This window comes from Algibacter sp. TI.3.09 (genome assembly GCF_038154905.1).
Lineage (GTDB): Bacteria > Bacteroidota > Bacteroidia > Flavobacteriales > Flavobacteriaceae > Algibacter.
The window spans coordinates 332,521-357,781 of record NZ_JBAKAN010000002.1 but is presented as its reverse complement, the minus strand read 5'-3'; the positions used below and the strand labels follow the sequence as shown (position 1 = coordinate 357,781).

The following is a 25,261-nucleotide window of genomic DNA, read 5'->3' as shown; positions in this document are numbered from 1 at the left end:
GATTAAAAATTCTTTTATTGTAGATTGAAATTAAGCCTTTTACGATGACAGAAAATGACTTGCTTTACGCCTTAGCCTTACAACATGTGCCAAATATTGGAGATATTACAGCCAAAAGACTCATTTCTCAATGTGGTTCTGCGGAAGCTGTTCTAAAAGAAAAGAGAGAAAACTTGCTTAAAATTGACGGTGTTGGTCGAGTTATTTTAGAAGGTTTGTCTAAACCACACCATTTAAAAGAGGCTGAAAAGGAAATGCGTTTTATTGAAGCGAATAATATTAAAGTCTCGTATTTTGAGAATAGCGATTATCCCGAAAAGTTAAAGCATTGTATCGATGGGCCTATTTTATTATTTCAATCTGGTAATATTGACCTAAAAAAGCAACGCTTAATTAGTATTGTTGGTGCTCGAAAAATTACCACGAATGGTATTGCTTTTTGCGAAAAACTTGTTGAAACACTTAAACCTTACAATCCGGTTATTATTTCGGGTTTTGCATACGGAACCGATATTACTGCGCATAAGGCGGCCATTAAACATGGTTTGCAAACCGTGGCGTGTTTGGCGCATGGTCTAGATCAAATTTATCCTAAAGTTCATAAAAAGTATATGGTAGACATGGAGAAAAATGGTGGGTTTTTTACCGATTTTTGGAGTACTGATAATTTTGATAGAAATAATTTTTTAAAGAGAAACCGTGTTATCGCTGGTTCAAGTGAAGCTACCATTGTTATAGAATCTGCAGAAAAGGGCGGGAGTTTAGTAACTGCGGATATCGCGAACTCTTATAATCGAGATGTGTTTGCAGTGCCAGGCCGTACCACCGATAGCCAAAGCGTGGGCTGTAACAATTTAATTAAACAGCAACGTGCGCACATGCTTACTACGCCTTTAGATGTGCCCTATATTTTAAATTGGCAACTGCAAGATGCTCAAAAACCTGCGATACAAAAACAATTTTTTGTAGAGTTAGATGCTACCGAAAAAGTGATTTATAATTATTTAAAAGAAAACGAAAAACAGCAGTTAGATATTATAGCTATTAATTGTAATTTGCCTATTTTTAAAGTAGCCGGCATTTTGTTAAACATGGAGTTGAAAGGTGTGGTACGACCATTGCCTGGTAAATTGTTTGAGATTCTTTAAAACATAAACGCTGTTACTGTTGAGTGATTTAATCGTTAAAAACGAGTATTATAATTAAGGCCTTTATGGTCTCATTTCATTAAAAAACTAAAATGCTGCAAGTCAATAATATTTCTTTTTCTTATCAAAAAATAGAGATTTTAAAAAATATTTCTTTTTCTGTAAAAGCAGGAGAACAGCTTTCTATTATTGGAGAAAGTGGTTCTGGTAAAAGCACGCTTTTAAAATTGCTTTATGGTGAATTCGATTTAAATTCAGGACGCCTTTTTTGGCGAGACACTGAAATTCTTGGTCCTAAATATAACTTGGTAGTTGGTTACGATTTTATGAAGTATGTAGCGCAAGAGTTCGATTTAATGCCTTTTACCTCGGTTGCCGAAAATATAGGTGCTTTTTTATCTAACTTTTATCCTGAAGAAAAACAAGAACGCATTAAAGAATTGCTTGAAGTTGTAGAACTTACTGCTTTTGCGAAAGTGAAAGTGAAAACCTTAAGTGGCGGACAAAAACAACGTGTTGCTTTGGCTAGAGCTTTGGCTAAAGAACCTGAAATTATGTTGCTAGACGAACCGTTTAGTCATATTGATAACTTCAAAAAACAGTCTTTACGCCGTAATGTTTTTAAATATTTAAAACTGAAAAATATTGCTTGTGTTGTTGCCACCCACGACAAAGAAGATGTATTAGGTTTTGCTGATAGAATGTTAATTTTAAATAACCATGAAGTAGAAGAGGAAGGCGCTCCCGAAGATCTTTTTGAAAACCCTAAAACACCTTTAATAGCATCATTTTTTGGAGAGTTTAATGTTATAGATAATAAAATTATTTATGCTCATCAGCTTGAGGTGATTGAAGATTCTAGTTTAAAAGTTAGAGTGAAACAAACTTATTTTAAAGGCCATTATTATTTAATAGAAGCTGATTTAAATGGAGAGCTAGTGTTCTTTGAGCATAAAAAACCTTTTGATGTAGATACTGAGGTTTGCCTTGTGATTAACTAGATTAAAACAAAAAAAAGAATGAAGATTATGGGGGCAATCGTCACTCTTTTTTTGTTGATAATAGGTTGAAATTAATATAGGTTTAGTAAGGTAGATTTGTGTTTTCTTCTTCTTAATGTTTTTTCTTTTATTCTGTATTACTATTCGTGTAATCGATTAATGATGCCGTAAAAGTAAATAAACAGCACATTTATTCGGTTAGGGCATTGCCCTATATTAAAAGGGTGATTTTCCTGTTTTTTGTAAAAATTTTAATATTAAAGTAATGGAGTGCCTGTTATTTGTTTCATTCTATTTCTTTATTTTTGGTTACGTATTGAGCTTAGCGCTATTATTCACAAAGAAGAAACTTATAAATGAAAACTATAAAAAATGTTATTTTCGATTTAGGCGGTGTTATTTTGAATTTAGATGTTCCGAAAACCATTAGCGAATTACAGACTATTGGAATTGATAATATTGTGAATAAAACAGGACACCATTACGAGTATTCGTTTTTTTATGATTTTGAAATAGGTAAGATTTCTGAAGAAGAGTTTCTAGAGGCTTTATCTAAATTATCGAGTAAAGCACCAAATCATGAAGTTATTAAAGCCGCTTGGAATGCTATGATTTTAGATATGCCAAAAGCGCGCATTGCATTTATAGAAAGTTTAAAAGGAAAGTACAATCTTTACCTTTTGAGTAATACAAATGCTATTCATCAGAAATATTTTTTAGATGAATTTGAAGTGGTTAATGGTTACAAATTCAACGATTTGTTTACAAAAGCATATTATTCTCACGAAGTAAAAATTAGAAAACCAGATGAAGGTATTTTTAATTTTCTTTTGAAGGATGGTAATTTAAAGCCGGAAGAATCTATTTTTATTGATGACTCGATTGATAATATCAAGGCTGCGGAAAATTTAGGTATACAAACCTTCCATGTAAAAGATTATAATTTACTGTCTGATTTTGCTAGCCAAGTATTATAATACTGATTCTATTTTAAAATTTTGCGATCTAAATGTAATAGCATCGTTAACTGTTTTGCCTATTAATAACAAACCAATTGGTGTGTTTGGAGATATGGCATAGAATTTTTGATTGTTATACGTTAACTCGCCTGCGCTAATTGCAATATAATAGTTAGCCTGATTGGTATAAATTACACTGCCCAAACCTACGGTTTGTGATGTTTTTGAGATATCAATTTTCGAAAGTGCTACTTTAGTTTTGTTAATTTCTGCTAACTGGTTTCCTGCTTTTTCACGTTCTAATTGCAACATGGCACGGCCTGTTTCGTGCTTGTCGCCTGCGCTACTTTTGGTTTCGGAAGTTAAAGATTCTTGGATTTCGTTAATGGTATTTTGTATGGTTTGGAATCTAGAATCTATAGACTCTAAACAGAGATTAAATAAGTGTTGCTTAATTTCTAATGGTTGTTTCATTGGTTTCTGCGTATTCCGGGCGACTAAAATAGCATATTTTTTATTGGAATATTATAGATGCTTATAAGGTTTTGTAAATGCCGTAGTTATTATGGTAAATGAGTTGATTTTTTATGCTAAACGACAGTTATATCTTATTAATTTACTGTTTTTTGATGTAGCCTAAATTTGCGTTAGGGATTGATGCGGCATCCTTTTTTGTGCTAAAAGACCTAAAATTTGGTATTGAGACTTTTAGGAGATGTGAAAAATGTTGCTAGTTTCTAATACGGATTTGCACAAATAAAGATATAGCTGAAAGCCCGACCCTTGCGGTAACGCCCAAATGATACTTTAGGTTTTAAGCAAAAAAAAACTCCGAAAATGATTTCCGGAGTTTTAATTATTTATTCTTCAATTTGTTTTTGCATCACAAAATCTTCCATGAAGGCCGTGGTATAGTTACCTGCCAAATAATCTGGATGATCCATTAATTGTCTATGGAACGGGATGGTTGTTTTGATGCCTTCGATTACGAATTCATCTAACGCACGTTTCATTTTATTAATGGCTTCTTCTCTAGTTTGCGCTGTTGTAATTAACTTTGCAATCATAGAATCGTAGTTTGGTGGAATAGAATAACCTGCGTAAACGTGGGTGTCTAAGCGCACACCATGGCCTCCAGGGGCATGTAGTGTGGTTATTAATCCTGGTGAAGGTCTAAAGTTGTTAAACGGGTCTTCAGCATTAATACGGCATTCTATAGAGTGTAATTTTGGTGTGTAGTTTTTACCTGAAATTGGCACGCCTGCAGCTACTAAAATTTGCTCACGAATTAAATCGAAATCGATTACTTGCTCTGTAATTGGGTGTTCTACTTGGATACGAGTGTTCATTTCCATGAAGTAGAAGTTACGGTGCTTATCTACTAAAAACTCTATAGTTCCGGCGCCTTCGTATTTAATATATTCGGCTGCTTTTACGGCAGCTTCTCCCATTTTTTTACGTAAAGCTGTCGTCATAAATGGCGATGGAACTTCTTCGGTTAATTTTTGGTGACGACGTTGAATAGAGCAGTCTCTTTCTGATAAGTGACAGGCTTTACCATTAGAATCGCCTACAATTTGGATTTCGATATGGCGAGGCTCCTCAATAAGTTTCTCCATGTACATATCATCATTTCCAAAGGCTGCTTTAGATTCTTGTCTAGCAGAATCCCAGGCATCTTTAAGATCTTCTGGTTTAAAAACGCCACGCATACCTTTACCACCACCACCGGCAGAGGCTTTTAACATTACAGGGTAACCAGTTTCTTCGGCTACACGTATGCAATCTTCAAAGGTTTCAATAATACCTTCACTTCCTGGTACACAAGGTACACCGGCAGCTTTCATGGTTTCTTTAGCGTTTGCTTTATCGCCCATTCTATCGATCATCTCTGGAGATGCACCAATGAATTTGATACCGTGTTCTTCGCATATTTTAGAAAACTTAGCGTTTTCTGATAAAAAACCGTATCCTGGGTGAATGGCATCTGCGTTTGTAATTTCTGCCGCAGATATAATATTTGACATTTTTAAGTAAGACTCGCTACTTGCTGCTGGGCCAATACATACGGCTTCGTCTGCAAATTTTACGTGTAAACTTTCGGCATCTGCAGTAGAATATACTGCAACCGTTTTTATGCCCATTTCTTTACAGGTTCTAATAACACGTAGTGCTATTTCGCCTCTATTGGCAATCAATATTTTTTTAAACATATCTTTTTATGAGTTTAAGAGTTTATGGTTTATGAGAATATAAGTTTAACACGTGGTGCTAGACTTTAGACTTTAAACTTTAAACTTCAAATTAAGATGGATCTACTAAGAATAAAGGTTGGTCGAATTCTACTGGTGAAGAATCGTCCACTAATATTTTTACTATTTTACCAGAAACTTCAGATTCAATTTCATTGAAAAGTTTCATAGCTTCAATAATACAAAGTACGTCACCTTCTGCAATAGTTTGACCTACTTCAACAAATAAAGGTTTATCTGGTGATGGTTTTCTATAGAATGTACCAATAATTGGTGACTTAATAGTTATATATTTTGAATCTTCGTCTGCCGGCGCTGCAACAGGAGCTGCTGCTTCTGCTTGTGCAGGTGCTGCTAATGGTTGTGCTATTTGTGGCATTTGATGAGTTGCAGGAACTTGGTGCACGATAGTTGTATCGGACTCTGAACCTGTTCTAATGGTGATTTTAATATCATCCATTTCTAGTTTAACCTCGCTTGCTCCAGATTTTGCAACAAATTTGATTAAGTTTTGAATCTCTTTTATATCCATAATTTTGGTGTTTAAAGGTTGGTTATTACTTTGTGTTATATGCCCATTTTAAATAAATAGAACCCCAGTTAAATCCGCCTCCAAAAGCGGCAAAGATAACATTATCTCCTTTTTTAAGTTGCGATTCGTAATCATTTATTAACAATGGAAGCGTTGCAGATGTAGTGTTCCCGTATTTTTCTATGTTAATCATTACCTTTTCAGGTGCTAGATCCATACGGTTTGCTGTAGCATCAATAATACGTTTGTTTGCTTGATGTGCGGCTAACCAATCTACAGTGTCTTTATTTAAGTTGTTACGCTTTAATATTTTTTCGGCAGCATCGGCCATATTAAAAACAGCGTTTTTAAATACGGTTCTACCTTCTTGAAAGGCGTAATGTCCGCCTTCGTCTAATATTTCATGAGTTAAGGCGTGTGATGATCCTCCGTAAGTAGCTTGTAAAAACTCACGACCGGTTCCGTCACTTCTTAAATACTCATCTTGTAAACCTAGGTTTTCTTCGTTTGGTTCAAAAAGAACGGCTCCAGCGCCATCGCCAAAAATAATGCAAGTAGCTCTGTCTTTATAATTAATAATTGAAGACATTTTATCGGCTCCAATTAATAATACATTTTTGTAACGGCCAGTTTCAATATAACTTGCAGCAACAGACATACCAAATAAGAAACTAGAACATGCAGCATCCATATCGAAAGAAAAAGCATTTATAGCACCAATTTCTGAGGCTGTAAATGATGCCGTAGAGGCAGCTTTCATATCTGGAGTTGCTGTAGCAACTATAACAAGTTCTATATCTTTTGGATCAATACCTTTTTTGTTAATAAGGTCTTGGGCAGCTTTTATAGCTAGGTACGAGGTACCCTTACCGTCGTCTTTTAGAATACGACGTTCTTTAATTCCTGTTCTAGAAGTAATCCATTCATCATTTGTATCAACCATCGTTTCAAGGATCTGATTGGTTAATACGTATTCGGGCACATAAGCGCCAACAGCTGTAATGGCTGCAGAGATTTTACTCATAACTTTTTAGTTGGTTTGACTGAAAAATCATTAAAATTGAACAAAAACGCTCAAAATTGTTTTAAAAACCACGCAAATTGAGTGGAATTTTACGCAATTTACGTTTTTTTGCTATTCGAAAAGTCATTTCATAAAAAAAACACTCATAAATGAGTGTTTTATTATATGCGTGCATAGTTATTATGCTACGTTTTCTACTTCTGAGTTGTCAATTAATACTTGACCTCTATAGTATAATTTACCTTCATGCCAATGTGCTCTGTGGTATAAATGAGGCTCACCTGTTGTAGGGCAAGTAGCAATCTGTGGCGCAGTTGCTTTGTAATGTGTTCTTCTTTTATCTCTTCTTGTTTTCGAGATTTTTCTTTTAGGATGTGCCATTTTATATGTTTATTTATCCGTTAATAATTTCTTTAATGTATTCCAGCGAGGATCTATATCATCCTCGTTTTGTTCGTTTTTTTCTTTAAGCCCAGGGCTTAATTCTTCTAATTTTTCAAGTATGTCGGAATCTAATGTTCCATCTTCTACTCCAGGGTGAACACGTTTAATTGGTACTGCTAATACAATTAGTTCATAAATGTATTGCTGTAAGCTAATTTCGTAGGTACCGTGAGGTAATATTAGAATATCGATGTTTTCATCGTTATATTCATCTCCAAAATTAACTACCAAATTGAAATCGTTTTCAATAATCTGGTCGTAAGGTTCGTTTGTTAAATCGCAATTTACGTTAACGGAACCAGAGATTTTAAAGTTCAATTCAAGCAATGTCGATTTTTTTTCTAAAATAACATCAGCTTTAACGTTTACACTGTTAAAATCTTCATACTCAAAATGTTCAAAGAACGTTTCTTTAATATCAAAATTAAATTGATGTTTGCCGATCTTTAACCCTACAAATGGAATTGTAAACTCTTTTAATGGCTTCATTATCACTTCTAATTTGAGCCTGCAAATATATAAATTTTTATTTACGTGGCGTTACTTATAAACATTTTTTTGTTTATATCTTTCTTTTATGTTGCAATACAGCGTATTTGCTGTGGAAAACAGCTACTTACTATCTGTCTTTATAGTTTTTACTGCGTTCGTTTCTTGGTGCTTTTTTTAATGGGTTTGAAGTTAGCTCTTCAAATTCACTTCGGTTCTTGTATATTCTTAATGCGCTAAACAAAGCTTCTTTAAATGAGTTTTCATCTGCATCACCTTTTCCTGCAATTTCATAAGCTGTGCCATGGTCTGGTGAAGTGCGGATTTTATTTAATCCAGCTGTAAAGTTAACACCTTGGCCAAATGATAATGTTTTAAAAGGTATTAAGCCTTGATCGTGGTATGATGCAATTATGGCATCGAAATTTTTATAGTTATCGGATCCGAAAAAGCTGTCAGCGGCATAAGGACCATAAACTAGTTTGCCCGATTCTTTGATTTTTTTCAATGTTGGTCTTAGTACATCATCATCTTCACTACCAATAACGCCATTATCTCCTGTATGCGGGTTAATGCCTAAAACAGCAATTTTTGGTTTTTGTATATTGAAATCTGTTACTAAGGATTTATATACCGTTGCTATTTTTTGCTGAATTAACTCGGCTGTAATATGTGTTGAAACATCTTTTACAGGAACATGATCTGTAAGTAGGCCAACTCTAAGCGTATCCGTTACCATAAACATTAAGCTTTCGCCTTCCAATTCTTGTGCTAAATAATCGGTGTGTCCTGGAAAATTAAATTCTTCAGACTGTATATTGTGCTTGTTGATTGGTGCTGTAACTAATACATCAACATCACCATTTTTTAAGGCTTGAGTTGCCGATGCTAAAGATTTTACTGCAAATTCGCCGATTTTTAAATCTTCTTGACCAAAATTAATTTTTACAGGCTCTTTCCATGTGTTAAACACGTTTACCTTTCCTATAGTAATTTGATTGACGCTATTTATGCTATGAAAGTTTATGTTTGAGTTAAAATGGGTTTTTAAAAAACTCATTACTTTAATAGATGCAAAAATAACTGGTGTACAGAAATCTAAAATTCTTTCGTCTTCAAAAGTTTTTAAAACAATTTCTCCACCAATACCATTTAGGTCTCCTATAGATATTCCTACTATTATATTTTCTGCTTGCTTCATTAAAAAAGACAACTTTTGTTTGTAATTTTGAAATTCAATTGCTGTTGCAAATTTAACTAAATAAACAGATAATACTATGTTTACCGGAATAATTGAAAATATAGGGGAAGTTTCAAACCTTAAAAAAGAATTAGATAATCTGCATATTACCGTTAAAAGCGGAATAACTTCGGAATTAAAAATAGATCAAAGTGTGGCTCATAATGGAGTTTGCTTAACAGTTGTGGCTATAGATAACGATGAATATACCGTTACAGCAATTAAAGAAACACTTGATAAAACAAATTTAAATACTTTAAAAGTTAATGATAAGGTGAATTTAGAGCGTGCCATGAAATTGGGTGATCGTCTGGATGGACATATTGTTCAAGGACACGTAGATCAAACTGCTGTTTGTACAAATGTTGAAGAAGCAAACGGAAGTTGGGTATTTACTTTTAGTTATAATTTTGATGAAAATAAAAACTTAACTATAGAAAAAGGATCGGTAACTGTAAATGGTACAAGTTTAACTGTTGTTAATTCTAAAAAAGATAGTTTTAGTGTTGCTATTATTCCTTACACTTATGAGCATACCAATTTTAACACCTTTAAAAACGGTACTGTGGTCAATCTTGAATTTGATGTATTAGGGAAGTATGTTGCTAAACTAGCTTCGTTTTAATAGTTTTTTTGCACCATAAAATATGGCGAAACATGCTCCTGCTATTACTCCTCCGTCAATAGGTAGTCCTGGAGGTCCAGGTGCTAACGGCGGCGGCGGTATCGATTGAGCCGTGCATGCAAAACTTATTAATACAAATAAGATTGAGGCAAATATTCTTTTGTTTTGTATTGTCATTATGCTGTAAAAATATTAAAAAAAGCCAAGTTACAAAGTATAAAATCTATAAATTAAAAAAATATATCCATAAAACAACTTGAAACATCGGTGAAATACATGTTTTAGAGTGCGTAAATCGTATTAGATTAACGCTTTTATTTGTTGAAAAGTATGTTTGTTGTTAAAAAACAGGAGGTTATATTTCTTTTTTTTTTTTTTTGCAAAAAAAAACCTTGAACTGTGTTTAATAAATTAAAAACAGAATCAAGGTTTATATCTTAAAAAGATTAATAGCATCACAAAAGTAATATTATTTTTTGAAGTAAATGAGTTTCTAGGTTAATATATGGTTAAGAATTATAATTTAACTGTATTTAATTTTTCTTAAAACCCTTATTGTTTCTTTATATAAGGTATAGATTTCTCCATTATATATTTTTAAATAAGGCTTGGCTTCGTTGAGTTTTTCTATTGCTTCATGAAATAGATTTAAATAGCAGATTAAGTAAGTTACAGGTAAGTTTTTTAAATCGGTTTCTTCTGCTTTTGTTAATAAGTGTCCTTTTTTTAATTTTTCTAAAATGGCATTGTTGGTGTTGTAAATATGGTGTAAAATCTTTTTATCGTACTGAGGAGGTTCAAAAAGGAGTTTTGTTTCAATGCTATAACTGGCGTTATTTTCAAATTTAATAATGGTTTCTTCTAAAGGATAGTATTTGTTAGAGTTTTGAAACCCAAGATTAACGTATTCTATAATCTCGAAGGCATCTTCGGTTATGTTTATAGAGACTTCATCTAATGCTGAAAAAAACAAGAGTACTTGTTCGTTTATAAGCTTAATATCAACTCGGGAGTAGTAAATTTGATCTTTTGTTGTTTTCTTTTGTCCGGCCCAACACATTACAAAATACTCTTTAAATACTTTATATTGTGGATTGTAATCTATACGTTTTTTCATGAAGTCGAAAACGCCGTCGAGTGTGTGTTCTATATTGTTTTGAGCGTTTTTTTCGATAGCCTCAACAATTTTAGAATTCACATCTTGAATATCCGTATCGAAAACTTTAGGCATGCTTATGCTTCCATCTCTAAAAAATACAGAGCCTCCGTAATATTTCCATACGTTTTTTCGTAAAGAGGTTAATTTCCCTGTTGGCCTAATAGTTACTAAGCCAACAACTTTATGGTCTGGTAAGTGTGGAAAAGGAATGTTTTCGTATTGTACTATTGGAGGGTTTGTTAAATAGGCATTTATTAAATTCTGAATTTTACTATCATCAAAAAAGTCAACCCCTATAATTTGATTGTCTTCATCTTCAACCCCTATAACTATGTACGAGTTGTTTTTTGGGTTACTGTTTGATAAAGCACAAACGTGTTTTAAGAATTTTGCTTTTCCTTCTTTGTGTCCAATATCAATTTTTCGCTTTTTATCATAAAAACTGTTCTCGTCATTGTGAGCTAGTAGATGTTTTATGAGAAGGCGTTTATTGATCATTTTATAGTAGTTCTATTTCTTTCAAAATATTTTTTCTGGCCTGAGTTTCAAATTTAGATTGATAGGGGTGTGTGAAAAATAACGTTTCGCGCTCTAAGAAGTTTTGTAGCACTTGTTTTCTTCCTTTATTGTAAATAAAGCTAGGATAGACGCGGTACTCTTTCCTGATGTTCTCAGTGTATTTTTGATAGGTTTTCCAGTCGCTTCCTAAAATTGATAAATCGATATCTAATAAGAATGCGTTATCAGAATTTTCACCTAATAAAATTTTATGTTTTTTAGTTGAAATAATTAGCTGTTCAATTTTTTCTAATGTGTTTTGCTCTAAATGTAGCTTTTTAAGTCTTTTTTTAGCTAGAACAGCGCTTTGAACTTCATTGTCTTGTTTGGTTGGTTTGTAAATAATATCATGATACCAAATTGCAAATAAAAAAGCGTCGTGATTTTCTATTGCTTCTTTATGTATTTCAGCTTGCTTTAGCATGGCATCTATATGTGAAAAATTGTGATAATACCTCGCGTTAAGCTCATATTGTGTTTTAATTTCTATCCATAGAGATTCTGCTAAAATATTATCTTTAGTATATTTTGTTGCTAACTGAAACCATTGATGTTTTAGGGAATCGATCATGACTCTTTATTAACAATAGTGCTACTTGCTTGTGCGGTACAAAACATTAAAATGTCGGCAAGGTTTACGTGTGCAGGTCTAGAAATTGCAAAGTAAATTACATCAGCCACATCTTTGGCTTGTAAAGCTTTAAATCCTTTGTAAACATTATTAGCCGCAGGATCTCCTTTAAACCGTACTTGCGAAAATTCGGTTTCTACCATGCCTGGGTTTACGGCACCAACTTTAATTCCGAACGGATTTAAATCTATGCGCATGCCTTCGGTAATTGCTAAAACGGCATGTTTAGTTGCGCAGTAAACATTTCCGTTGGGGTAAACTTCTTTGCCTGCGGAAGATCCTATGTTTATAATATGTCCAGATTTTCGAGCCGTCATTTGTGGAATAATAGCTTTGCTTACGTAAAGCAGACCTTTTACGTTTATATCCATCATGGCGTCCCAGTCGTCAAGGTTTCCTTCGTTTATAGGGTCTAATCCGTGGGCGTTACCAGCATTATTAATTAGTATGTCTATGTTTTTAAAATCTTTGGGTAAGTTTTCAATAGCGACAATAACACTTTGTTTATTGCGAATGTCGAAATTTAAAATATGTACATCAGTTAAGCGTTCTAGTGCTTTTTGTATAGTGTTTAGGCGTTCTAACCGTCTGCCACAAATTATTAATTTTATGCCATGTTTAGCGAATTCGTAAGCTGTTGCTTCGCCTATACCACTTGTTGCGCCTGTAATTAGGGCTGTTTTAGTCATGCTTATTAATTTATCGTCATTTAATTCTTGTATAAAAATACTTAAAACAATTTTATGATAATAACTTTGATGAAAAATTATAGATATATGTCTATTTCTAAAACGAATTGAAAAATAATTAAGAATTTCTTATCATAATAATAGGTTAAAGTGCGAAAACATTGAATTTACTTTAATTTTTAACCAATTTTTAACAGCATCTCACGAAAAAAATTAACAATTTGCACGACTCAAATAAGGGCTGTATATTAGGCTTTTTAATTAATAAAAATAATGGAAGATACAGGTACAATTGATATTAAGAGCATAAACGAGAAAATCGAAAAAGAAAGTGCTTTTGTTGATTTACTGATGCTAGAAATGAATAAAGTAATTGTAGGCCAAAAACATATGGTCGAGCGTTTACTTATTGGTTTATTAGGGCAAGGACATATTTTATTAGAAGGTGTTCCAGGATTAGCAAAAACATTAGCTATTAATACCTTGGCACAAGCGGTTGATGGTAGTTTTAGTCGTATTCAGTTTACACCAGATTTATTACCAGCCGATGTTACGGGTACATTAATTTACAACATGAAAATTAATGATTTCTCGATAAAAAAGGGACCTATTTTTGCAAACTTTGTATTGGCAGATGAGATTAACAGAGCGCCAGCAAAAGTACAATCGGCATTATTAGAAGCTATGCAAGAAAAGCAGGTTACTATTGGTGATGAAACCTTTAAATTAGATAAACCATTTTTAGTTATGGCAACTATGAATCCGGTTGAGCAAGAAGGAACATATCCGTTACCAGAAGCTCAAGTCGATCGTTTTATGCTAAAAACAGTTATAGATTACCCAAAATTAGATGAGGAGCAACTTATTATGCGTTCTAATCTAAAAGGGTCTTGGGAAAAAGTAAACCCTGTAGTTTCTGTAGAGCAAATATTAAGAGCGCAAGCAGCTTCTCGTGAGGTTTACATGGATGAGAAAATTGAAAAATATATATTAGACATTATTTTTGCTACACGTTATCCAGAAAAATATAAGCTTAACGATTTAAAACCACTAATCTCCTTTGGAGCATCGCCACGTGGTAGTATTAACTTAGCAACTGCAGCTAAATGTTACGCTTTTATTAAACGTCGTGGTTATGTAATTCCAGAAGATGTTCGCGCCGTAGTTTACGATGTGTTACGTCACAGAATTGGTATTACTTACGAGGCTGAAGCAGAGAATGTAACCTCGGTAGATATTATTACAAAAATTGTAAACGAAATTGAAGTACCATAAAGAAGTTACCAGTAAATCAATGTTCAGTAGGCAGCTGCTTACTCGAATTCTGATATGTTCTGACTGCTAACTGAAGACTGCACACTGCAAACTGAAAACATGGATACTAAAGAATTACTAAAAAAAGTACGAAAAATTGAGATTAAGACGCGTAGGCTGTCTGATCATATTTTTGGAGGCGAATATCATTCGACTTTCAAGGGGCGTGGTATGACTTTTAGTGAAGTTCGCCAGTATAATTTTGGAGACGATGTTAGAAATATAGATTGGAATGTAACCGCTCGATACAACGAACCTTATGTAAAGGTTTTTGAAGAAGAGCGCGAACTTACCATGATGCTTATGGTTGATGTTTCGGGATCAGAACTTTTTGGAACCGAGAATCAATTTAAAAATGAAGTTGTAACAGAAATTGCAGCAACTTTAGCTTTTTCGGCAACACAGAACAATGATAAAATTGGCCTTATTTTATTTTCCGATAAGGTAGAATTATATATTCCGCCTAAAAAAGGGCGTTCGCATGTACTTCGCATTATTCGCGAATTAATAGAGTTTAAGCCAGAAAGTAAACAAACCAATTTAGTAGAAGCTTTAAAGTTCATGCAAAATGTTATGAAGAAGAAAGTAATTGCTTTTGTGCTTTCTGATTTTATTGCAGACGATTACCATCAAACCATGAAAATTGTTGCTAAAAAGCACGATGTTACTGGCATTCGTGTTTACGATAAACGCGAAGAGGATATTCCTAATTTAGGTATTGTACAAATGCAGGATGAAGAAACGGGCGAGCTTATGCTAGTCAATACATCATCTAAAACCGTACGTAAGAATTATAATAAGTTCTATCACGAAAAGGCAAAATATTATAAAGAAAGTTTCACCAAATCGGGAGCAGGCGCTATAGATTGCCGTGTTGACGAAAGTTATGTAAAAAAATTATTGGGCTATTTTAAACATAGAGCATAATTAATATTAGCAGTTAAAAAAAATAAACGTGAGACAAATTACTATACATAATATAGAATTAAATAAACAGGAGTTGGCCATAGGTTGCTCAAAAATTATCGGAAGGCGTGCTGTAATCGCCTTTAGTTTCTTTTTTCTATGTTCTCTATTGTCTTTTTCTCAAGTTACATCGGCAATAGATTCTACATCTATAAAAATTGGCGAACAAATTACGTATCATATTCAAGTTGAAACCGATACTACAAGTTTAGTTGTTTTTCCGGAAGGACAATCGTTTTCTCCTTTAGAAATGATTGAATCTTATGGGGTAGATACTTTAAAAAATAAAGACAAATACAATCTTGTTAAAAAATACGGCTTAACTCAATTCGATTCGGGTTCTTATACTATTCCTAGACAAAAAATAATTATTGGTACAAAAACTTTTTTTACCGATTCGCTTAAGGTTGAAGTTAATAATGTTGTTATAGATACAACAAAACAAGGCCTTTACGATATAAAGCCCATTATTGAAGTTGAAAAATCGGCTAGTAATTGGTGGAAGTATTTATTAATTACACTTTTAATTATTAGTGTAGTAGGCTTTCTGTTGTATTGGTTTATTTGGCGTAAAAAGCCGCTTTCCGAAGAAGAAAAAATAGCCTTATTACCACCGTACGATCGTGCAAAATTAGCTCTAAAGAATTTAGATGAAAGTCCATATTTAGAACAAGAGAATTTAAAAGATTACTATTCTGAGTTAACCTTTATTATTAGAAAATATTTAGATGAAAAGGTTTACGATCGCGCTTTAGAAAGCACAACCGATGAACTTATTAAACGATTAAACATCCTAAAGGAAGGAAATCAAGTCGATTTAAGTAAAGAAGATATTAAAAACTTAGAAAGCATATTAAAACGTGCCGATTTAGTGAAATTTGCTAAATCTGCGCCGGATATTGAATTGGCAAAAATTGATAGAACTACAATTGATATAGAAATAGATCACGTAAAAGAAGCCTTGCCAGAACCTACAGAAGAAGAAAAGCTTTTAGACGAAAAATATAGAGAAGAACAAGCGCGTAAAAAGAAGCGTAATAAAATTATTTTAACCGTAGTTATTGCTGTGTTTTTAATGATTGCAACCTTTGTTGGGTTTTCTTTAAAATATGGTTTTAGTTATGTTAAAGATACTATTATTGGTCACGATAGTATCGAGCTTTTAGAGGGTGATTGGGTAACTAGTGCATACGGTGTGCCTCCAATTAATATTACAACTCCAAAAGTTTTAAAACGTAATACGGTAGAGCTTCCAGAAGAAGCTCAAGCTCAAATGAGTGTTACGAGTTTTAGTTATGGTAGTTTGTTAAACTTCTTTAGTGTAGATGTATCTACAATAATTTTAAAACAAGCCAACCCAGAAGAAGATATTGATTTAGAACAGGCTCAAAATGGAGCAATAAAACAATTAGAGCAAGCTGGTGTTACCGATATTTCTGTGTTAAACGATAAGTTTACAACACCAAATGGAGCCGAAGGTTTAAAAACTCATGGCACGGCGAGTTTCCCTATTTTAAATTCCGATGAATTTTACGAAGGACAATATGTTATTTTGCAATTTTCATCTAAAAATATTTTACAACGTATTTCCATTGTATGGAATAAAACTGATGAGTATGCCGACAAAATTGTGGAGCGTATTTTAAATTCAGTTGAACTTAAAAAAGCAGAAGAATAATGTTTGAAGGGATCGAGTTTGTAAATAAAGAATTTTTCTGGTTGTTTTTGCTTTTGCCTCTGGCAATTGTATGGTATGCGTTTAAGCGCAACAAGCAAACGGCAGAGTTAAAAATGTCTAGTTTAAAAGGTTTTAAAGTAACTAGTTCTTGGTTAACTAAACTTAAGCCTATTATGTTTGTGTTACGTCTATTGGCTTTAGCGTTGTTAATTATGGCGTTGGCTAGACCGCAAACCGTAGATGTTTCGTCTAAAACAAAAACAACACGTGGTATCGATATTGTAATGGCTATAGATGTTTCGGCTAGTATGTTGGCTAAAGATTTACGTCCAAATAGATTAGATGCCTTAAAAGAAGTTGCTGCAGAATTTATTAAAGGCCGTCCCAACGATAGAATTGGTTTGGTGGAATATGCAGGAGAAAGTTATACCAAAACACCAATAACTAGTGATAAAGCTATTGTATTGCGCTCTTTAAAAAGTATTGAGTATAATAATATTATTGAAGGCGGAACCGCTATCGGTATGGGGTTAGCTACATCGGTAAATAGATTAAAAGATAGTAAAGCGAAAAGTAAAGTTATTATTTTGCTAACCGATGGTGTTAATAATTCAGGATTTATAGATCCAAAAATTGCTAGCGAATTAGCTATAGAATACGGTATTAAAACTTACACTATTGGTTTAGGTACAAATGGTATGGCATTATCGCCTGTGGCTATCGACCCTAGAACTGGGCAGTTTCAATACGGCAGAATTAAAGTAGAAATAGACGAAACGCTATTAAAAGAAATTGCTACCGCAACTGGTGGAAAATATTTTAGAGCGACAAATAATAAAAAATTAGAAGAAATTTATAGCGAAATCAATAAGCTTGAAAAAACAGATGTTGAAGAGTTTAAATTTTATAATTACGAAGAAAAATATAGGCCATTAGTACTCTTAGCAGGGTTCTTGTTGTTGTTAGAATTACTTTTACGTAATACACTATTTAAGAGTTTTGTTTAAAAAGAAGTTAGACAGCAGCAAACTCGATAAACAAATTTAGGCATCGAGCTTAACTGCGAAATGAATATTGAAAAACTGAAAACTGATACATGTTTCAATTAGAAGAAAAAATATGGTTTTGGACGCTAGCAATTATTCCTGTAATAATTGTGCTGTTTTTGTTACTTCAATTTTGGAGATACCGTACACAGAAAAAGTTTGCCGATAAAGAACTCTTAAAGCGTTTAAGCCCGAATAAATCGTTGTTTAAATCCATTTTAAAAGTGGTGGTTTTAAGTTTAGCCTTTTTGTGTTTAACTATTGCTTTGGTAAACCCAAAAGTGGGTACAAAACTAGAAACGGTAAAGCGTGAAGGAGTCGATATTGTTTTTGCGGTCGATGTTTCTAAAAGTATGTTAGCCGAAGATATTGCACCAAATAGGTTAGAGAAATCTAAACAATTGGTAACGCAAATTATCAATAATTTAGCCAGTGATCGTGTTGGTATTATTGCATACGCAGGTAAAGCATTTCCGCAGTTACCTATAACTACAGATTATGGATCGGCTAAAATGTTTTTAAACAACATGAATACCGATATGCTGTCTTCGCAAGGAACAGCGATAAACGAAGCCATAAAATTAGCAACCACTTATTTTGATAATGAAGAGCAAACCAATCGTGTTTTAATCATTATTTCAGATGGGGAAGATCATAGTGAAGATGCTTTAGCTTACGCTGAACAAGCTAGTGAGCAAGGTATCAAGATATTTACCATTGGTGTGGGAGATTTAAAAGGAGGCCCAATTCCTATCAAAAGAAACGGTATTGTTTTAAATTATAAAAAAGATAATCAAGGTGAAACGGTAATTACGCGTTTAAATGAAGACACCTTAAAGAAAATTGCCGAAGAAGCTAATGGTGCTTACATTAACGGGAAAAATACAAATGATGTTGTTGAACATATTCGTGAAATATTAAACGGTATGGATAAAACGGAGTTTGAAGCCAAACAATTCGCCGATTTTAAAGATCAATTTCAATGGTTTTTAGGCCTAGGGATTTTCTTATTACTAATAGATGTTTTCTTGTTAGAGAGAAAAACAGGTTGGTTGAAAAAATTGAATTTATTTAATGAGAATTTATAGTTTCATTAACAAACAAAAAAATCTGAGTTTTTTATCTTAGATAGAAGAATTTAAAAATGAAATACTTAGCAACACTTATAGTTTTATTGGTAAGTCTTTCTTCTTTTTCTCAAGAAGAAGAAAAGGCACAGTTATTAGCGCTTAAAAAGGCGAACGATTTTGTTTACGAAGGGAATAACTTGGTGAATGAAGACGATTATGTTTTAGCCGAAATGGAATATAGAAAAGCAATTTCCGAAAATCCAAAAAGTATAGCAGGCGCTTATAATTTAGGTAATGCCTATTATACTAAAGGAAGTTTTGATGAGGCTGTATTTCGTTTAGAACAAGCTGCTACTACAGCAACATCAAAATCTGAAAAACATAAAGCCTTCCATAATATAGGAACTATTTTAATGAAAGGTAAAAAATGTAAAGAAGCTGTTGAGGCTTTTAAAAGTGCCTTAAGAAATAATCCTGCAGATGATGAAACACGTTACAACTTAGGCTTGGCTAAAGAATGCGCTAAGGAGCAGCAAGATCAGGAAGACCAAAATAAGGACGATAAAGAAGATAAAAACGAAGATCAAAAGGACGAGAAGGATAATAAAGACAATAAAGACAATAAAGAAGATAAGGAAAATAAAGATAAAGGCGACGACGAGAACAAAGACGATAAGAAGGACGAAGGCGATAAAGACAAGAAAGAAGGCGACGATAAAAAAGACGATGAGGGCAAGCCTAAAGATGAAAAGGAAGATAAGGGAAAAGATGGCGATCAAGATAGAAAAGAGCAACAACAGCCAAAACCTCAGCCAGGGCAAATGTCTCCACAGCAAATAAAAAACTTGCTGGAAGCCATGAATAATCAAGAGCAAGCTGTTCAAGAAAAAATGAATGCCGAAAAAGTAAAGGGTGTTAAGGTTAAAACCGATAAGGATTGGTAGTTTAGCAGTCCGTTTTCAGTAGTCTAAAGTATTTTAAAATTCGGAAAGATTTTTAAATTTAAAACATGAAATTAGTAAAACACATATCCATAATATTTTTCATACTAATTACAAGTATGGCTTCTGCTCAGGTTAAATTTGAAGCTAAAGTCAGTAAGAAATCATTGGGGTTAAACGAGCGTTTACGTATCGATTTTGAAATGAATAAGGATGGCGATAATTTTACACCGCCCGATTTTTCAAACTTTAATGTTAGTGGGCCCAACCAATCCGTAAGTAACTCCTGGATTAATGGTGTGCGTACTTATAAAAAAACATACACATACTTTTTAACACCAAAAAGCCGAGGTAATTTTACGGTTTCTCAAGCTACTATTGTTATAGATGGTACGGTGTACAAAACGGTTCCGGTAAAAGTTACAGTTACCGCAGCTGTAGATAAACCTAAGGACCCGAACGATCCAAACTTTATTGCATCAGAAAACATTCATTTGGTTGCCGAAATATCTAAAACCAATCCGTATTTAAACGAAGCTATTTCTGTAGTTTATAAGCTTTATGTCTCACCTAATATAGCTGTAGATAACTGGAACGAAATAGACAGTCCAAGATATAACGATTTTTGGAGTCAGAACATTAATACACAAGGACAAAAAGTTCAAAACGGAACTTATAAAGGTGAAGATTATCGCTATTTAGTGCTTCGTAAAACAGTGCTATATCCGCAAAAAACGGGAGAACTAAATATAGAGCCGCTTACCTTAAACCTTTCTATGCGTGTGCCAACCAATCGTCGTGATATTTTTGGTGGCTCTATAATGACGCGTGTTAGCAAAGTAGTATCGGCAGGTAACCAGACTATTTCTGTTAAGCCATTGCCAGAACAAGGTAAACCAGCAGATTTTACAGGTGCCGTTGGTAGCTTTAGTTTCGATGTAACGAGTTCTAAACAAGTGCTAGATGCTTCAGAATCACTTCAAATAAAAGTTGGGGTAAAAGGTAATGGAAATTTAAAACTATTTAAGTTGCCTAAGCTGTCATTACCAAGTTCTTTAGAAGTTTATGAGCCAGAACATGCCGAGAATGTTAAAACAAATTCTGCGGGTATGCAAGGTGATATTTCCGATAGTTATACCGTAGTGCCTCAGTATAAGGGTAAATATCCAATACCGAGTACTTCTTTTTCTTATTTCGATTTAAAAACCAAGTCGTACAAAAGATTAAATTCAGATGAAATTATAATCGATGTTCAAAATGGTCCGTTAAATAATGTAAATACTAGCGAGACTAACACTGCTAGTAATAAACAAGCTGTGGTTTTAAATAACGACCAATTTGCTTTCATAAAAACTAAAACTAATTTTACGAGTATTACACCAAGCTATTTTTTTAAAACCAATTTATTTTGGAACTTGTTATTACTGCCGTTTCTGTTAATTCCAATTGCAATTATTTTCCGTAATAAAAAAGCAAGTCGTGATGCCGATGTGTATGGAAACCGCATTAGAAAAGCTGATAAACTTGCTAAGAAATATTTAAGTAATGCTAAAAAATCTTTAGGTCAAAAAGAAGCCTTTTATATCGCTTTAGAGAAAGCATTGCATAATTATTTAAAAGCAAAGTTACACATAGAAACCAACGAATTAAGTAAGGATAAAATTGAAGAATTACTCTTGAAGAAGGAAGTAGATGCTGAGGTAATAAAAGATTTTAAAGGTATTTTAGAGAGTTGTGAGTTAGCACGTTATACTCCAATCGATATTGTTACAATGCAAGTCGATTATGATAAAGCAGCTAAAACTATTTCGTTAATTGATAAACAAGCGCGTTAACATGAAGAAGTTACTATACATACTTTCGTTTTTGTTCAGTTTTGGATTATTTGCACAAAGCGATGCGCTTTTTAAGCAAGGTAATACCTTGTATAATGAAGGTAAATATGCGGAGGCTATCCAAAAATATGATGCTATTTTAAATACTAAAAAACATTCTGCCGATTTGTATTATAATCTTGCAAACGCGCATTACAAGCTTAATAATATTGCGCCAAGCATATTCTATTATGAAAAAGCATTGCAGTTAGCTCCAAATGATAAAGACATACAAAACAACTTGACTTTTGCTAAAAACATGACGGTAGATGCCATAGGTGTTGTGCCGGAGGTTGGTTTCTCTAAGTTGTTTAAAAGCATAACACACAGCATGAGTTTTGATGACTGGGCGAAAACAGCAGTAGTGCTAGTTTTTCTTTTTGTAATACTGTTTTTAATCTATTATTTCGCTTATACTACAGTTCGTAAACGTTTAACTTTTATTGGTAGTGTATTATCACTCATCTTGTTATTTGTAAGTTTAGCGTTTGCTTTTCAAAAGTATGCTTTAGATAAAAAAGATAAACCTGCTATAGTTTTTGCTCAAGAAACTCAGGTTAAAAGTGAGCCTAATTTACGTAGTGAAGAGGCTTTCAGACTTCATGAGGGCACTAAAGTACAGGTTATAGATTCTGTTGATAAATGGAGTAAAGTAAAGCTGTCTGATGGTAAAACGGGATGGCTTGCATCTGGTGACATTAAAACATTAACAGCATTTTAATACAGTGTTTTTTATTACCGTAAAATTTAAATAGTATATTAGCGGTTGATAAAATTTAAAAATTAATGTCGAGAAACCTAGTTTCTATATTCTTTTTATTTGCGTTTGTGGTGTTTTTGTCGACGCCAACCATAATTGCTATGGTTGATGATTCGGTAGATATATCGTTGTTTTTCTCTATGGCAGAGGAAGAAGAAAATGGGCATCCAAAAAGTAAAAACGTACAAGACATTATACTAGAAAAACAAGATCACGAGGATTTTATTAGCTTAGCTGAAGAAGCAATTCATTTAAGTTATTATGTTAAAAATTACTCAAAACCGTATCTTAATTTAATTTCTCCTCCCCCAAAATTCGCTTAATAATTTATTAGTTATTGAATCGCTGTATTCAATTACATTCGATCATTAAAAAATTATTAAAATTGCTGAAGACTAACGCTTCGGCCAAAGTGAATTTGTCTATGTTTAAAAATATTAAGAGCGACTTACCTGCGAGTATAGTTGTGTTTTTCGTTGCATTACCGTTATGTTTAGGTATTGCATTAGCTAGTGGTGCGCCACTATTTTCAGGAGTTATTGCCGGTGTTGTCGGTGGTGTTGTTGTTGGTGCTTTAAGTGGGTCTAAACTTGGAGTTAGTGGACCAGCTGCCGGATTAGCTGCTATTGTATTAACTGCAATTGGCACCTTAGGTGGTTACGAAAACTTTTTGGTTGCAGTTGTTTTAGGTGGTGTTATCCAAATTATTTTCAGCATTTTAAAAGCTGGAGTTATTGGGTATTATTTTCCTTCTTCAGTAATAAAAGGGATGTTAACTGGTATTGGTATTATTATTATCTTAAAACAAATACCACACTTTTTTGGTTACGATGCCGAGTTAGAAGGTGCTGATAGTTTTGTTGAAAGTTCTGGTGAAAATACGTTTTCAGCAATATTAAATATTACCGATCATATTATTTTAGGGTCTCTAGTTATTGGTTTAATTGGTTTAGGAATTATTCTTTTTTGGGATAAGGTACTTGCTAAAAAGGCTAAAATATTTCAAGTAATCCAAGGGCCTTTAGTAGCTGTTGTAGCAGGTATTGTTTATTTCGCGGTAACGCAAGATCACGATACATTAAGTATTGCATCATCACATTTAGTAAGTGTTCCAATTCCAGAAGATTTTTCTTCTTTTCTTAGTCAATTTAGCTTTCCTAATTTTTCAGCAATTACAAATCCAGATGTATGGGTAGTTGCTTTTACTATTGCATTAGTGGCTAGTTTAGAAACGTTGTTAAGTGTTGAGGCTACCGATAAATTAGATCCGCATAAAAACGTTACGCCTACCAATCGCGAATTATTAGCACAAGGTACAGGTAATATTATTGTTGGTTTAATAGGTGGTTTACCTATTACACAGGTAATTGTGCGTAGTTCTGCAAATATTCAATCTGGCGGTATGTCTAAATTATCGACTATTATTCACGGTTTTTTATTGTTAATATCTGTAGTGGTTATCCCAAAATTACTAAACATGATTCCGTTGTCTGTGTTAGCAGCAATTTTACTAGTTGTAGGTTATAAATTAGCTAAGCCTAGTTTGTTTGTTAAAATGCATAAAATGGGTTGGAAACAATCTATTCCTTTTACAGTTACTGTTTTAGGTATTGTATTTATCGATTTACTTTGGGGTATTGGTTTAGGGTTAACTGTAGGTATTGTAGTTATTCTTTTAAAGAGTTACCAGAATTCGCATTTCCTTCATATTGAGGATAATAGTAATGGAAAACATAAAATTAAAATGACCTTAGCGGAAGAAGTTACTTTTTTCAATAAAGGAGCCATTTTAAAAGAATTAGATAGCTTACCTATCGATACTTATTTAGAGATTAACTTGATAAAGACAAGATATCTAGATAATGATATTATTGAGATATTAGAAGATTTCTTACTAAAAGCCGAAGAAAGAAACATAGATATTAAACTGGTTTCTAAACGTGGTGTAGTAGAAAATCCTTCAAGTTTTATTAAGTTTTTTAATGAAAGAGAAAAGTCTAACCTAAGTTTAAGCTAAATCAAATCACTATGAAAAATAAGAAATTTAAAATCTTAGTGCTTTCAGATTTAAAAAAGGATACAAACAGCACGATTATAAGTGCTGTTAGTTTATCAAAAATGATAAATGCTGAGGTAGATTTATTTCATGTAAAAAAGCCAACCGATGTTATTGCTAGCGACAGTCAGTTATCGGCTATGCGTACATTAAATCAGGAACAGAACCAATCTCGAAATAAAATTAAAGAAACCATAGCGCCTTTAAATAAGGCGTATAACGTTAATATTACTTCTAATTTTGGAATTGGTAACATAAAATCGGAAATTGAAGCTTATATAAAAGCAACAAAGCCAGATGTTATTGTTCTAGGTAAAAGAAGTTCTAAAGTAATTAGCTTGATAGGAGATAATATTACCGATTTCGTGTTAAAAATGCACGAAGGGCCTGTGTTAATTACTTCTAATAAAAACGAGATTGCTCCAGAAACCGAATTACAAATTGGTTTGTTAAACGGGAAGTCTCAAGTTTTTAATCAAGCCTTTTCGGAAGATGTACTTGCTAATACAACCAAACCATTAAAGTCCTTTAATTTGGTAGACAGCAAAGACGTTGCAGACGATAAAAATGCTGTAAATAAAGCTATTGATTATGTGTTTGAAAAAAATGATAACACCATTAACAAATTAGCCGATTATTTAGAGAAAAACCATGTAAATTTATTGTTTGTAAATCGTGCCGATAAAGCAGATGCTGCAGCAAATGATAAGTCCGAAATTAAAAACTTAATTAACAATGTTAACGTGTCGCTATTTATAACGGGTAGTACACAAAAATTAGCTGTTTAAAAAAATAAATAATAAAA

At 33.1% G+C, this 25,261-nt stretch carries 26 protein-coding genes; 15 read left to right on the top strand and 11 right to left on the bottom strand.

Features of this window, described 5'->3' with window-relative positions; translation table 11 throughout:
* Positions 1-44 precede the first annotated feature (44 nt).
* The 3 genes from dprA (at position 45) to V6246_RS09295 (ending at position 3,126) form a co-directional block, all read left to right on the top strand.
* A complete protein-coding gene (gene dprA / locus V6246_RS09305; RefSeq protein ID WP_341560130.1) occupies positions 45-1,148 on the top strand; it encodes a DNA-processing protein DprA in 1,104 nt (367 codons plus the stop codon).
* A gap of 92 nt (positions 1,149-1,240) precedes the next feature.
* Positions 1,241-2,149 carry an ABC transporter ATP-binding protein gene (locus tag V6246_RS09300; RefSeq protein ID WP_341560129.1) on the top strand — a complete coding sequence of 303 codons (909 nt, stop codon included), beginning with the start codon at positions 1,241-1,243 and terminating at the stop codon, positions 2,147-2,149.
* 356 nt (positions 2,150-2,505) lie between these two features.
* Positions 2,506-3,126, top strand: a complete 621-nt coding sequence (locus V6246_RS09295; protein ID WP_341560128.1) for an HAD family hydrolase — start codon at positions 2,506-2,508, stop codon at positions 3,124-3,126.
* Here V6246_RS09295 and V6246_RS09290 read toward each other — a convergent pair.
* The 7 genes from V6246_RS09290 to pdxA form a co-directional block, all read right to left on the bottom strand.
* Positions 3,121-3,582, bottom strand: a complete 462-nt coding sequence (locus tag V6246_RS09290) for a 3-oxoacyl-ACP synthase (protein WP_341560127.1) — start codon at positions 3,580-3,582, stop codon at positions 3,121-3,123. The genes V6246_RS09295 and V6246_RS09290 overlap by 6 nt on opposite strands.
* 386 nt (positions 3,583-3,968) lie before the next feature.
* The gene (gene accC / locus V6246_RS09285) at positions 3,969-5,321 is read right to left on the bottom strand and encodes an acetyl-CoA carboxylase biotin carboxylase subunit (RefSeq protein ID WP_341560126.1); all 1,353 of its coding nucleotides are present in this window, start codon (positions 5,319-5,321) and stop codon (positions 3,969-3,971) included.
* Positions 5,322-5,412: 91 nt separating this feature from the next.
* Entirely contained in the window at positions 5,413-5,892 is a 480-nt protein-coding gene (gene accB / locus V6246_RS09280; protein WP_159018646.1) for an acetyl-CoA carboxylase biotin carboxyl carrier protein, read from the bottom strand.
* 25 nt (positions 5,893-5,917) lie between these two features.
* Entirely contained in the window at positions 5,918-6,916 is a 999-nt protein-coding gene (locus V6246_RS09275; RefSeq protein ID WP_341560125.1) for a beta-ketoacyl-ACP synthase III, read from the bottom strand.
* 180 nt (positions 6,917-7,096) lie between these two features.
* Positions 7,097-7,297 (bottom strand): 50S ribosomal protein L32, encoded by a 201-nt coding sequence (gene rpmF / locus V6246_RS09270; RefSeq protein ID WP_042496062.1) that lies wholly within the window; start codon positions 7,295-7,297, stop codon positions 7,097-7,099.
* A gap of 9 nt (positions 7,298-7,306) precedes the next feature.
* Positions 7,307-7,849, bottom strand: coding sequence for a YceD family protein (locus V6246_RS09265; RefSeq protein WP_341560124.1), 543 nt, complete (start codon positions 7,847-7,849; stop codon positions 7,307-7,309).
* A 130-nt stretch (positions 7,850-7,979) separates the two neighbouring features.
* Complete coding sequence (gene pdxA / locus V6246_RS09260) at positions 7,980-9,050, bottom strand: 4-hydroxythreonine-4-phosphate dehydrogenase PdxA (protein WP_341560123.1); 1,071 nt, start codon at positions 9,048-9,050, stop codon at positions 7,980-7,982.
* 76 nt (positions 9,051-9,126) lie between these two features.
* Between pdxA and V6246_RS09255 the strand changes: the two genes are divergently transcribed.
* Positions 9,127-9,714, top strand: coding sequence for a riboflavin synthase (locus tag V6246_RS09255; RefSeq protein WP_341560122.1), 588 nt, complete (start codon positions 9,127-9,129; stop codon positions 9,712-9,714).
* On the opposite strand, the gene V6246_RS18455 is transcribed toward V6246_RS09255, so the two are convergent.
* From V6246_RS18455 to V6246_RS09240, 4 genes are all read right to left on the bottom strand, one after another.
* Positions 9,700-9,891, bottom strand: a complete 192-nt coding sequence (locus V6246_RS18455; protein WP_159018641.1) for a PID-CTERM protein-sorting domain-containing protein — start codon at positions 9,889-9,891, stop codon at positions 9,700-9,702. The genes V6246_RS09255 and V6246_RS18455 overlap by 15 nt on opposite strands.
* 346 nt (positions 9,892-10,237) lie before the next feature.
* On the bottom strand, positions 10,238-11,371 hold the full coding sequence (locus tag V6246_RS09250; protein WP_341560121.1) for an ATP-binding protein: 1,134 nt from the start codon (positions 11,369-11,371) through the stop codon (positions 10,238-10,240).
* 1 nt (position 11,372) lies between these two features.
* On the bottom strand, positions 11,373-12,002 hold the full coding sequence (locus V6246_RS09245; RefSeq protein ID WP_341560120.1) for an HD domain-containing protein: 630 nt from the start codon (positions 12,000-12,002) through the stop codon (positions 11,373-11,375).
* Positions 11,999-12,751, bottom strand: coding sequence for an SDR family NAD(P)-dependent oxidoreductase (locus V6246_RS09240; protein ID WP_341560119.1), 753 nt, complete (start codon positions 12,749-12,751; stop codon positions 11,999-12,001). Before V6246_RS09240 ends, V6246_RS09245 begins: the two co-directional genes overlap by 4 nt.
* 273 nt (positions 12,752-13,024) lie before the next feature.
* Between V6246_RS09240 and V6246_RS09235 the strand changes: the two genes are divergently transcribed.
* From V6246_RS09235 to V6246_RS09185, 11 genes are all read left to right on the top strand, one after another.
* Positions 13,025-14,026 (top strand): AAA family ATPase, encoded by a 1,002-nt coding sequence (locus V6246_RS09235; RefSeq protein ID WP_159018638.1) that lies wholly within the window; start codon positions 13,025-13,027, stop codon positions 14,024-14,026.
* Between the two features lie 99 nt (positions 14,027-14,125).
* Positions 14,126-14,992, top strand: coding sequence for a DUF58 domain-containing protein (locus tag V6246_RS09230; protein WP_074936765.1), 867 nt, complete (start codon positions 14,126-14,128; stop codon positions 14,990-14,992).
* A gap of 73 nt (positions 14,993-15,065) precedes the next feature.
* Positions 15,066-16,709 (top strand): hypothetical protein, encoded by a 1,644-nt coding sequence (locus tag V6246_RS09225; protein WP_445818996.1) that lies wholly within the window; start codon positions 15,066-15,068, stop codon positions 16,707-16,709.
* Positions 16,709-17,716, top strand: a complete 1,008-nt coding sequence (locus V6246_RS09220) for a vWA domain-containing protein (RefSeq protein ID WP_159018637.1) — start codon at positions 16,709-16,711, stop codon at positions 17,714-17,716. Before V6246_RS09225 ends, V6246_RS09220 begins: the two co-directional genes overlap by 1 nt.
* 89 nt (positions 17,717-17,805) lie before the next feature.
* Positions 17,806-18,843 (top strand): vWA domain-containing protein, encoded by a 1,038-nt coding sequence (locus V6246_RS09215; protein ID WP_042496050.1) that lies wholly within the window; start codon positions 17,806-17,808, stop codon positions 18,841-18,843.
* A gap of 56 nt (positions 18,844-18,899) precedes the next feature.
* Positions 18,900-19,769, top strand: a complete 870-nt coding sequence (locus V6246_RS09210; RefSeq protein WP_341560117.1) for a tetratricopeptide repeat protein — start codon at positions 18,900-18,902, stop codon at positions 19,767-19,769.
* Between the two features lie 65 nt (positions 19,770-19,834).
* Positions 19,835-21,601: a BatD family protein gene (locus V6246_RS09205; protein WP_341560116.1), complete on the top strand. Its 1,767-nt coding sequence runs from the start codon at positions 19,835-19,837 to the stop codon at positions 21,599-21,601.
* Between the two features lies 1 nt (position 21,602).
* Positions 21,603-22,361 carry a tetratricopeptide repeat protein gene (locus V6246_RS09200; RefSeq protein WP_341560115.1) on the top strand — a complete coding sequence of 253 codons (759 nt, stop codon included), beginning with the start codon at positions 21,603-21,605 and terminating at the stop codon, positions 22,359-22,361.
* 65 nt (positions 22,362-22,426) lie between these two features.
* The gene (locus tag V6246_RS09195; RefSeq protein ID WP_159018633.1) at positions 22,427-22,723 is read left to right on the top strand and encodes a hypothetical protein; all 297 of its coding nucleotides are present in this window, start codon (positions 22,427-22,429) and stop codon (positions 22,721-22,723) included.
* 101 nt (positions 22,724-22,824) lie between these two features.
* Positions 22,825-24,417 carry a SulP family inorganic anion transporter gene (locus V6246_RS09190; RefSeq protein WP_341560709.1) on the top strand — a complete coding sequence of 531 codons (1,593 nt, stop codon included), beginning with the start codon at positions 22,825-22,827 and terminating at the stop codon, positions 24,415-24,417.
* Between the two features lie 11 nt (positions 24,418-24,428).
* The gene (locus V6246_RS09185) at positions 24,429-25,244 is read left to right on the top strand and encodes a universal stress protein (protein ID WP_341560114.1); all 816 of its coding nucleotides are present in this window, start codon (positions 24,429-24,431) and stop codon (positions 25,242-25,244) included.
* Positions 25,245-25,261 lie beyond the last annotated feature (17 nt).

Coding starts and splice junctions, on each gene's coding strand:
- V6246_RS09205 (WP_341560116.1), top strand. CDS start 19,835: ATGAAATTAGTAAAACACATATCCATAATATTTTTCATACTAATTACA.
- accC (WP_341560126.1), bottom strand. CDS start 5,321: ATGTTTAAAAAAATATTGATTGCCAATAGAGGCGAAATAGCACTACGT.
- V6246_RS09265 (WP_341560124.1), bottom strand. CDS start 7,849: ATGAAGCCATTAAAAGAGTTTACAATTCCATTTGTAGGGTTAAAGATC.
- V6246_RS09290 (WP_341560127.1), bottom strand. CDS start 3,582: ATGAAACAACCATTAGAAATTAAGCAACACTTATTTAATCTCTGTTTA.
- V6246_RS09300 (WP_341560129.1), top strand. CDS start 1,241: ATGCTGCAAGTCAATAATATTTCTTTTTCTTATCAAAAAATAGAGATT.
- V6246_RS09190 (WP_341560709.1), top strand. CDS start 22,825: ATGTTTAAAAATATTAAGAGCGACTTACCTGCGAGTATAGTTGTGTTT.
- V6246_RS09200 (WP_341560115.1), top strand. CDS start 21,603: ATGAAGAAGTTACTATACATACTTTCGTTTTTGTTCAGTTTTGGATTA.
- V6246_RS09185 (WP_341560114.1), top strand. CDS start 24,429: ATGAAAAATAAGAAATTTAAAATCTTAGTGCTTTCAGATTTAAAAAAG.
- V6246_RS09295 (WP_341560128.1), top strand. CDS start 2,506: ATGAAAACTATAAAAAATGTTATTTTCGATTTAGGCGGTGTTATTTTG.
- V6246_RS09245 (WP_341560120.1), bottom strand. CDS start 12,002: ATGATCGATTCCCTAAAACATCAATGGTTTCAGTTAGCAACAAAATAT.
- V6246_RS09275 (WP_341560125.1), bottom strand. CDS start 6,916: ATGAGTAAAATCTCTGCAGCCATTACAGCTGTTGGCGCTTATGTGCCC.
- V6246_RS09215 (WP_042496050.1), top strand. CDS start 17,806: ATGTTTCAATTAGAAGAAAAAATATGGTTTTGGACGCTAGCAATTATT.
- rpmF (WP_042496062.1), bottom strand. CDS start 7,297: ATGGCACATCCTAAAAGAAAAATCTCGAAAACAAGAAGAGATAAAAGA.
- V6246_RS09195 (WP_159018633.1), top strand. CDS start 22,427: ATGTCGAGAAACCTAGTTTCTATATTCTTTTTATTTGCGTTTGTGGTG.
- V6246_RS09210 (WP_341560117.1), top strand. CDS start 18,900: ATGAAATACTTAGCAACACTTATAGTTTTATTGGTAAGTCTTTCTTCT.
- V6246_RS18455 (WP_159018641.1), bottom strand. CDS start 9,891: ATGACAATACAAAACAAAAGAATATTTGCCTCAATCTTATTTGTATTA.
- accB (WP_159018646.1), bottom strand. CDS start 5,892: ATGGATATAAAAGAGATTCAAAACTTAATCAAATTTGTTGCAAAATCT.
- pdxA (WP_341560123.1), bottom strand. CDS start 9,050: ATGAAGCAAGCAGAAAATATAATAGTAGGAATATCTATAGGAGACCTA.
- V6246_RS09250 (WP_341560121.1), bottom strand. CDS start 11,371: ATGATCAATAAACGCCTTCTCATAAAACATCTACTAGCTCACAATGAC.
- V6246_RS09220 (WP_159018637.1), top strand. CDS start 16,709: ATGTTTGAAGGGATCGAGTTTGTAAATAAAGAATTTTTCTGGTTGTTT.
- V6246_RS09230 (WP_074936765.1), top strand. CDS start 14,126: ATGGATACTAAAGAATTACTAAAAAAAGTACGAAAAATTGAGATTAAG.
- V6246_RS09240 (WP_341560119.1), bottom strand. CDS start 12,751: ATGACTAAAACAGCCCTAATTACAGGCGCAACAAGTGGTATAGGCGAA.
- V6246_RS09255 (WP_341560122.1), top strand. CDS start 9,127: ATGTTTACCGGAATAATTGAAAATATAGGGGAAGTTTCAAACCTTAAA.
- V6246_RS09235 (WP_159018638.1), top strand. CDS start 13,025: ATGGAAGATACAGGTACAATTGATATTAAGAGCATAAACGAGAAAATC.
- dprA (WP_341560130.1), top strand. CDS start 45: ATGACAGAAAATGACTTGCTTTACGCCTTAGCCTTACAACATGTGCCA.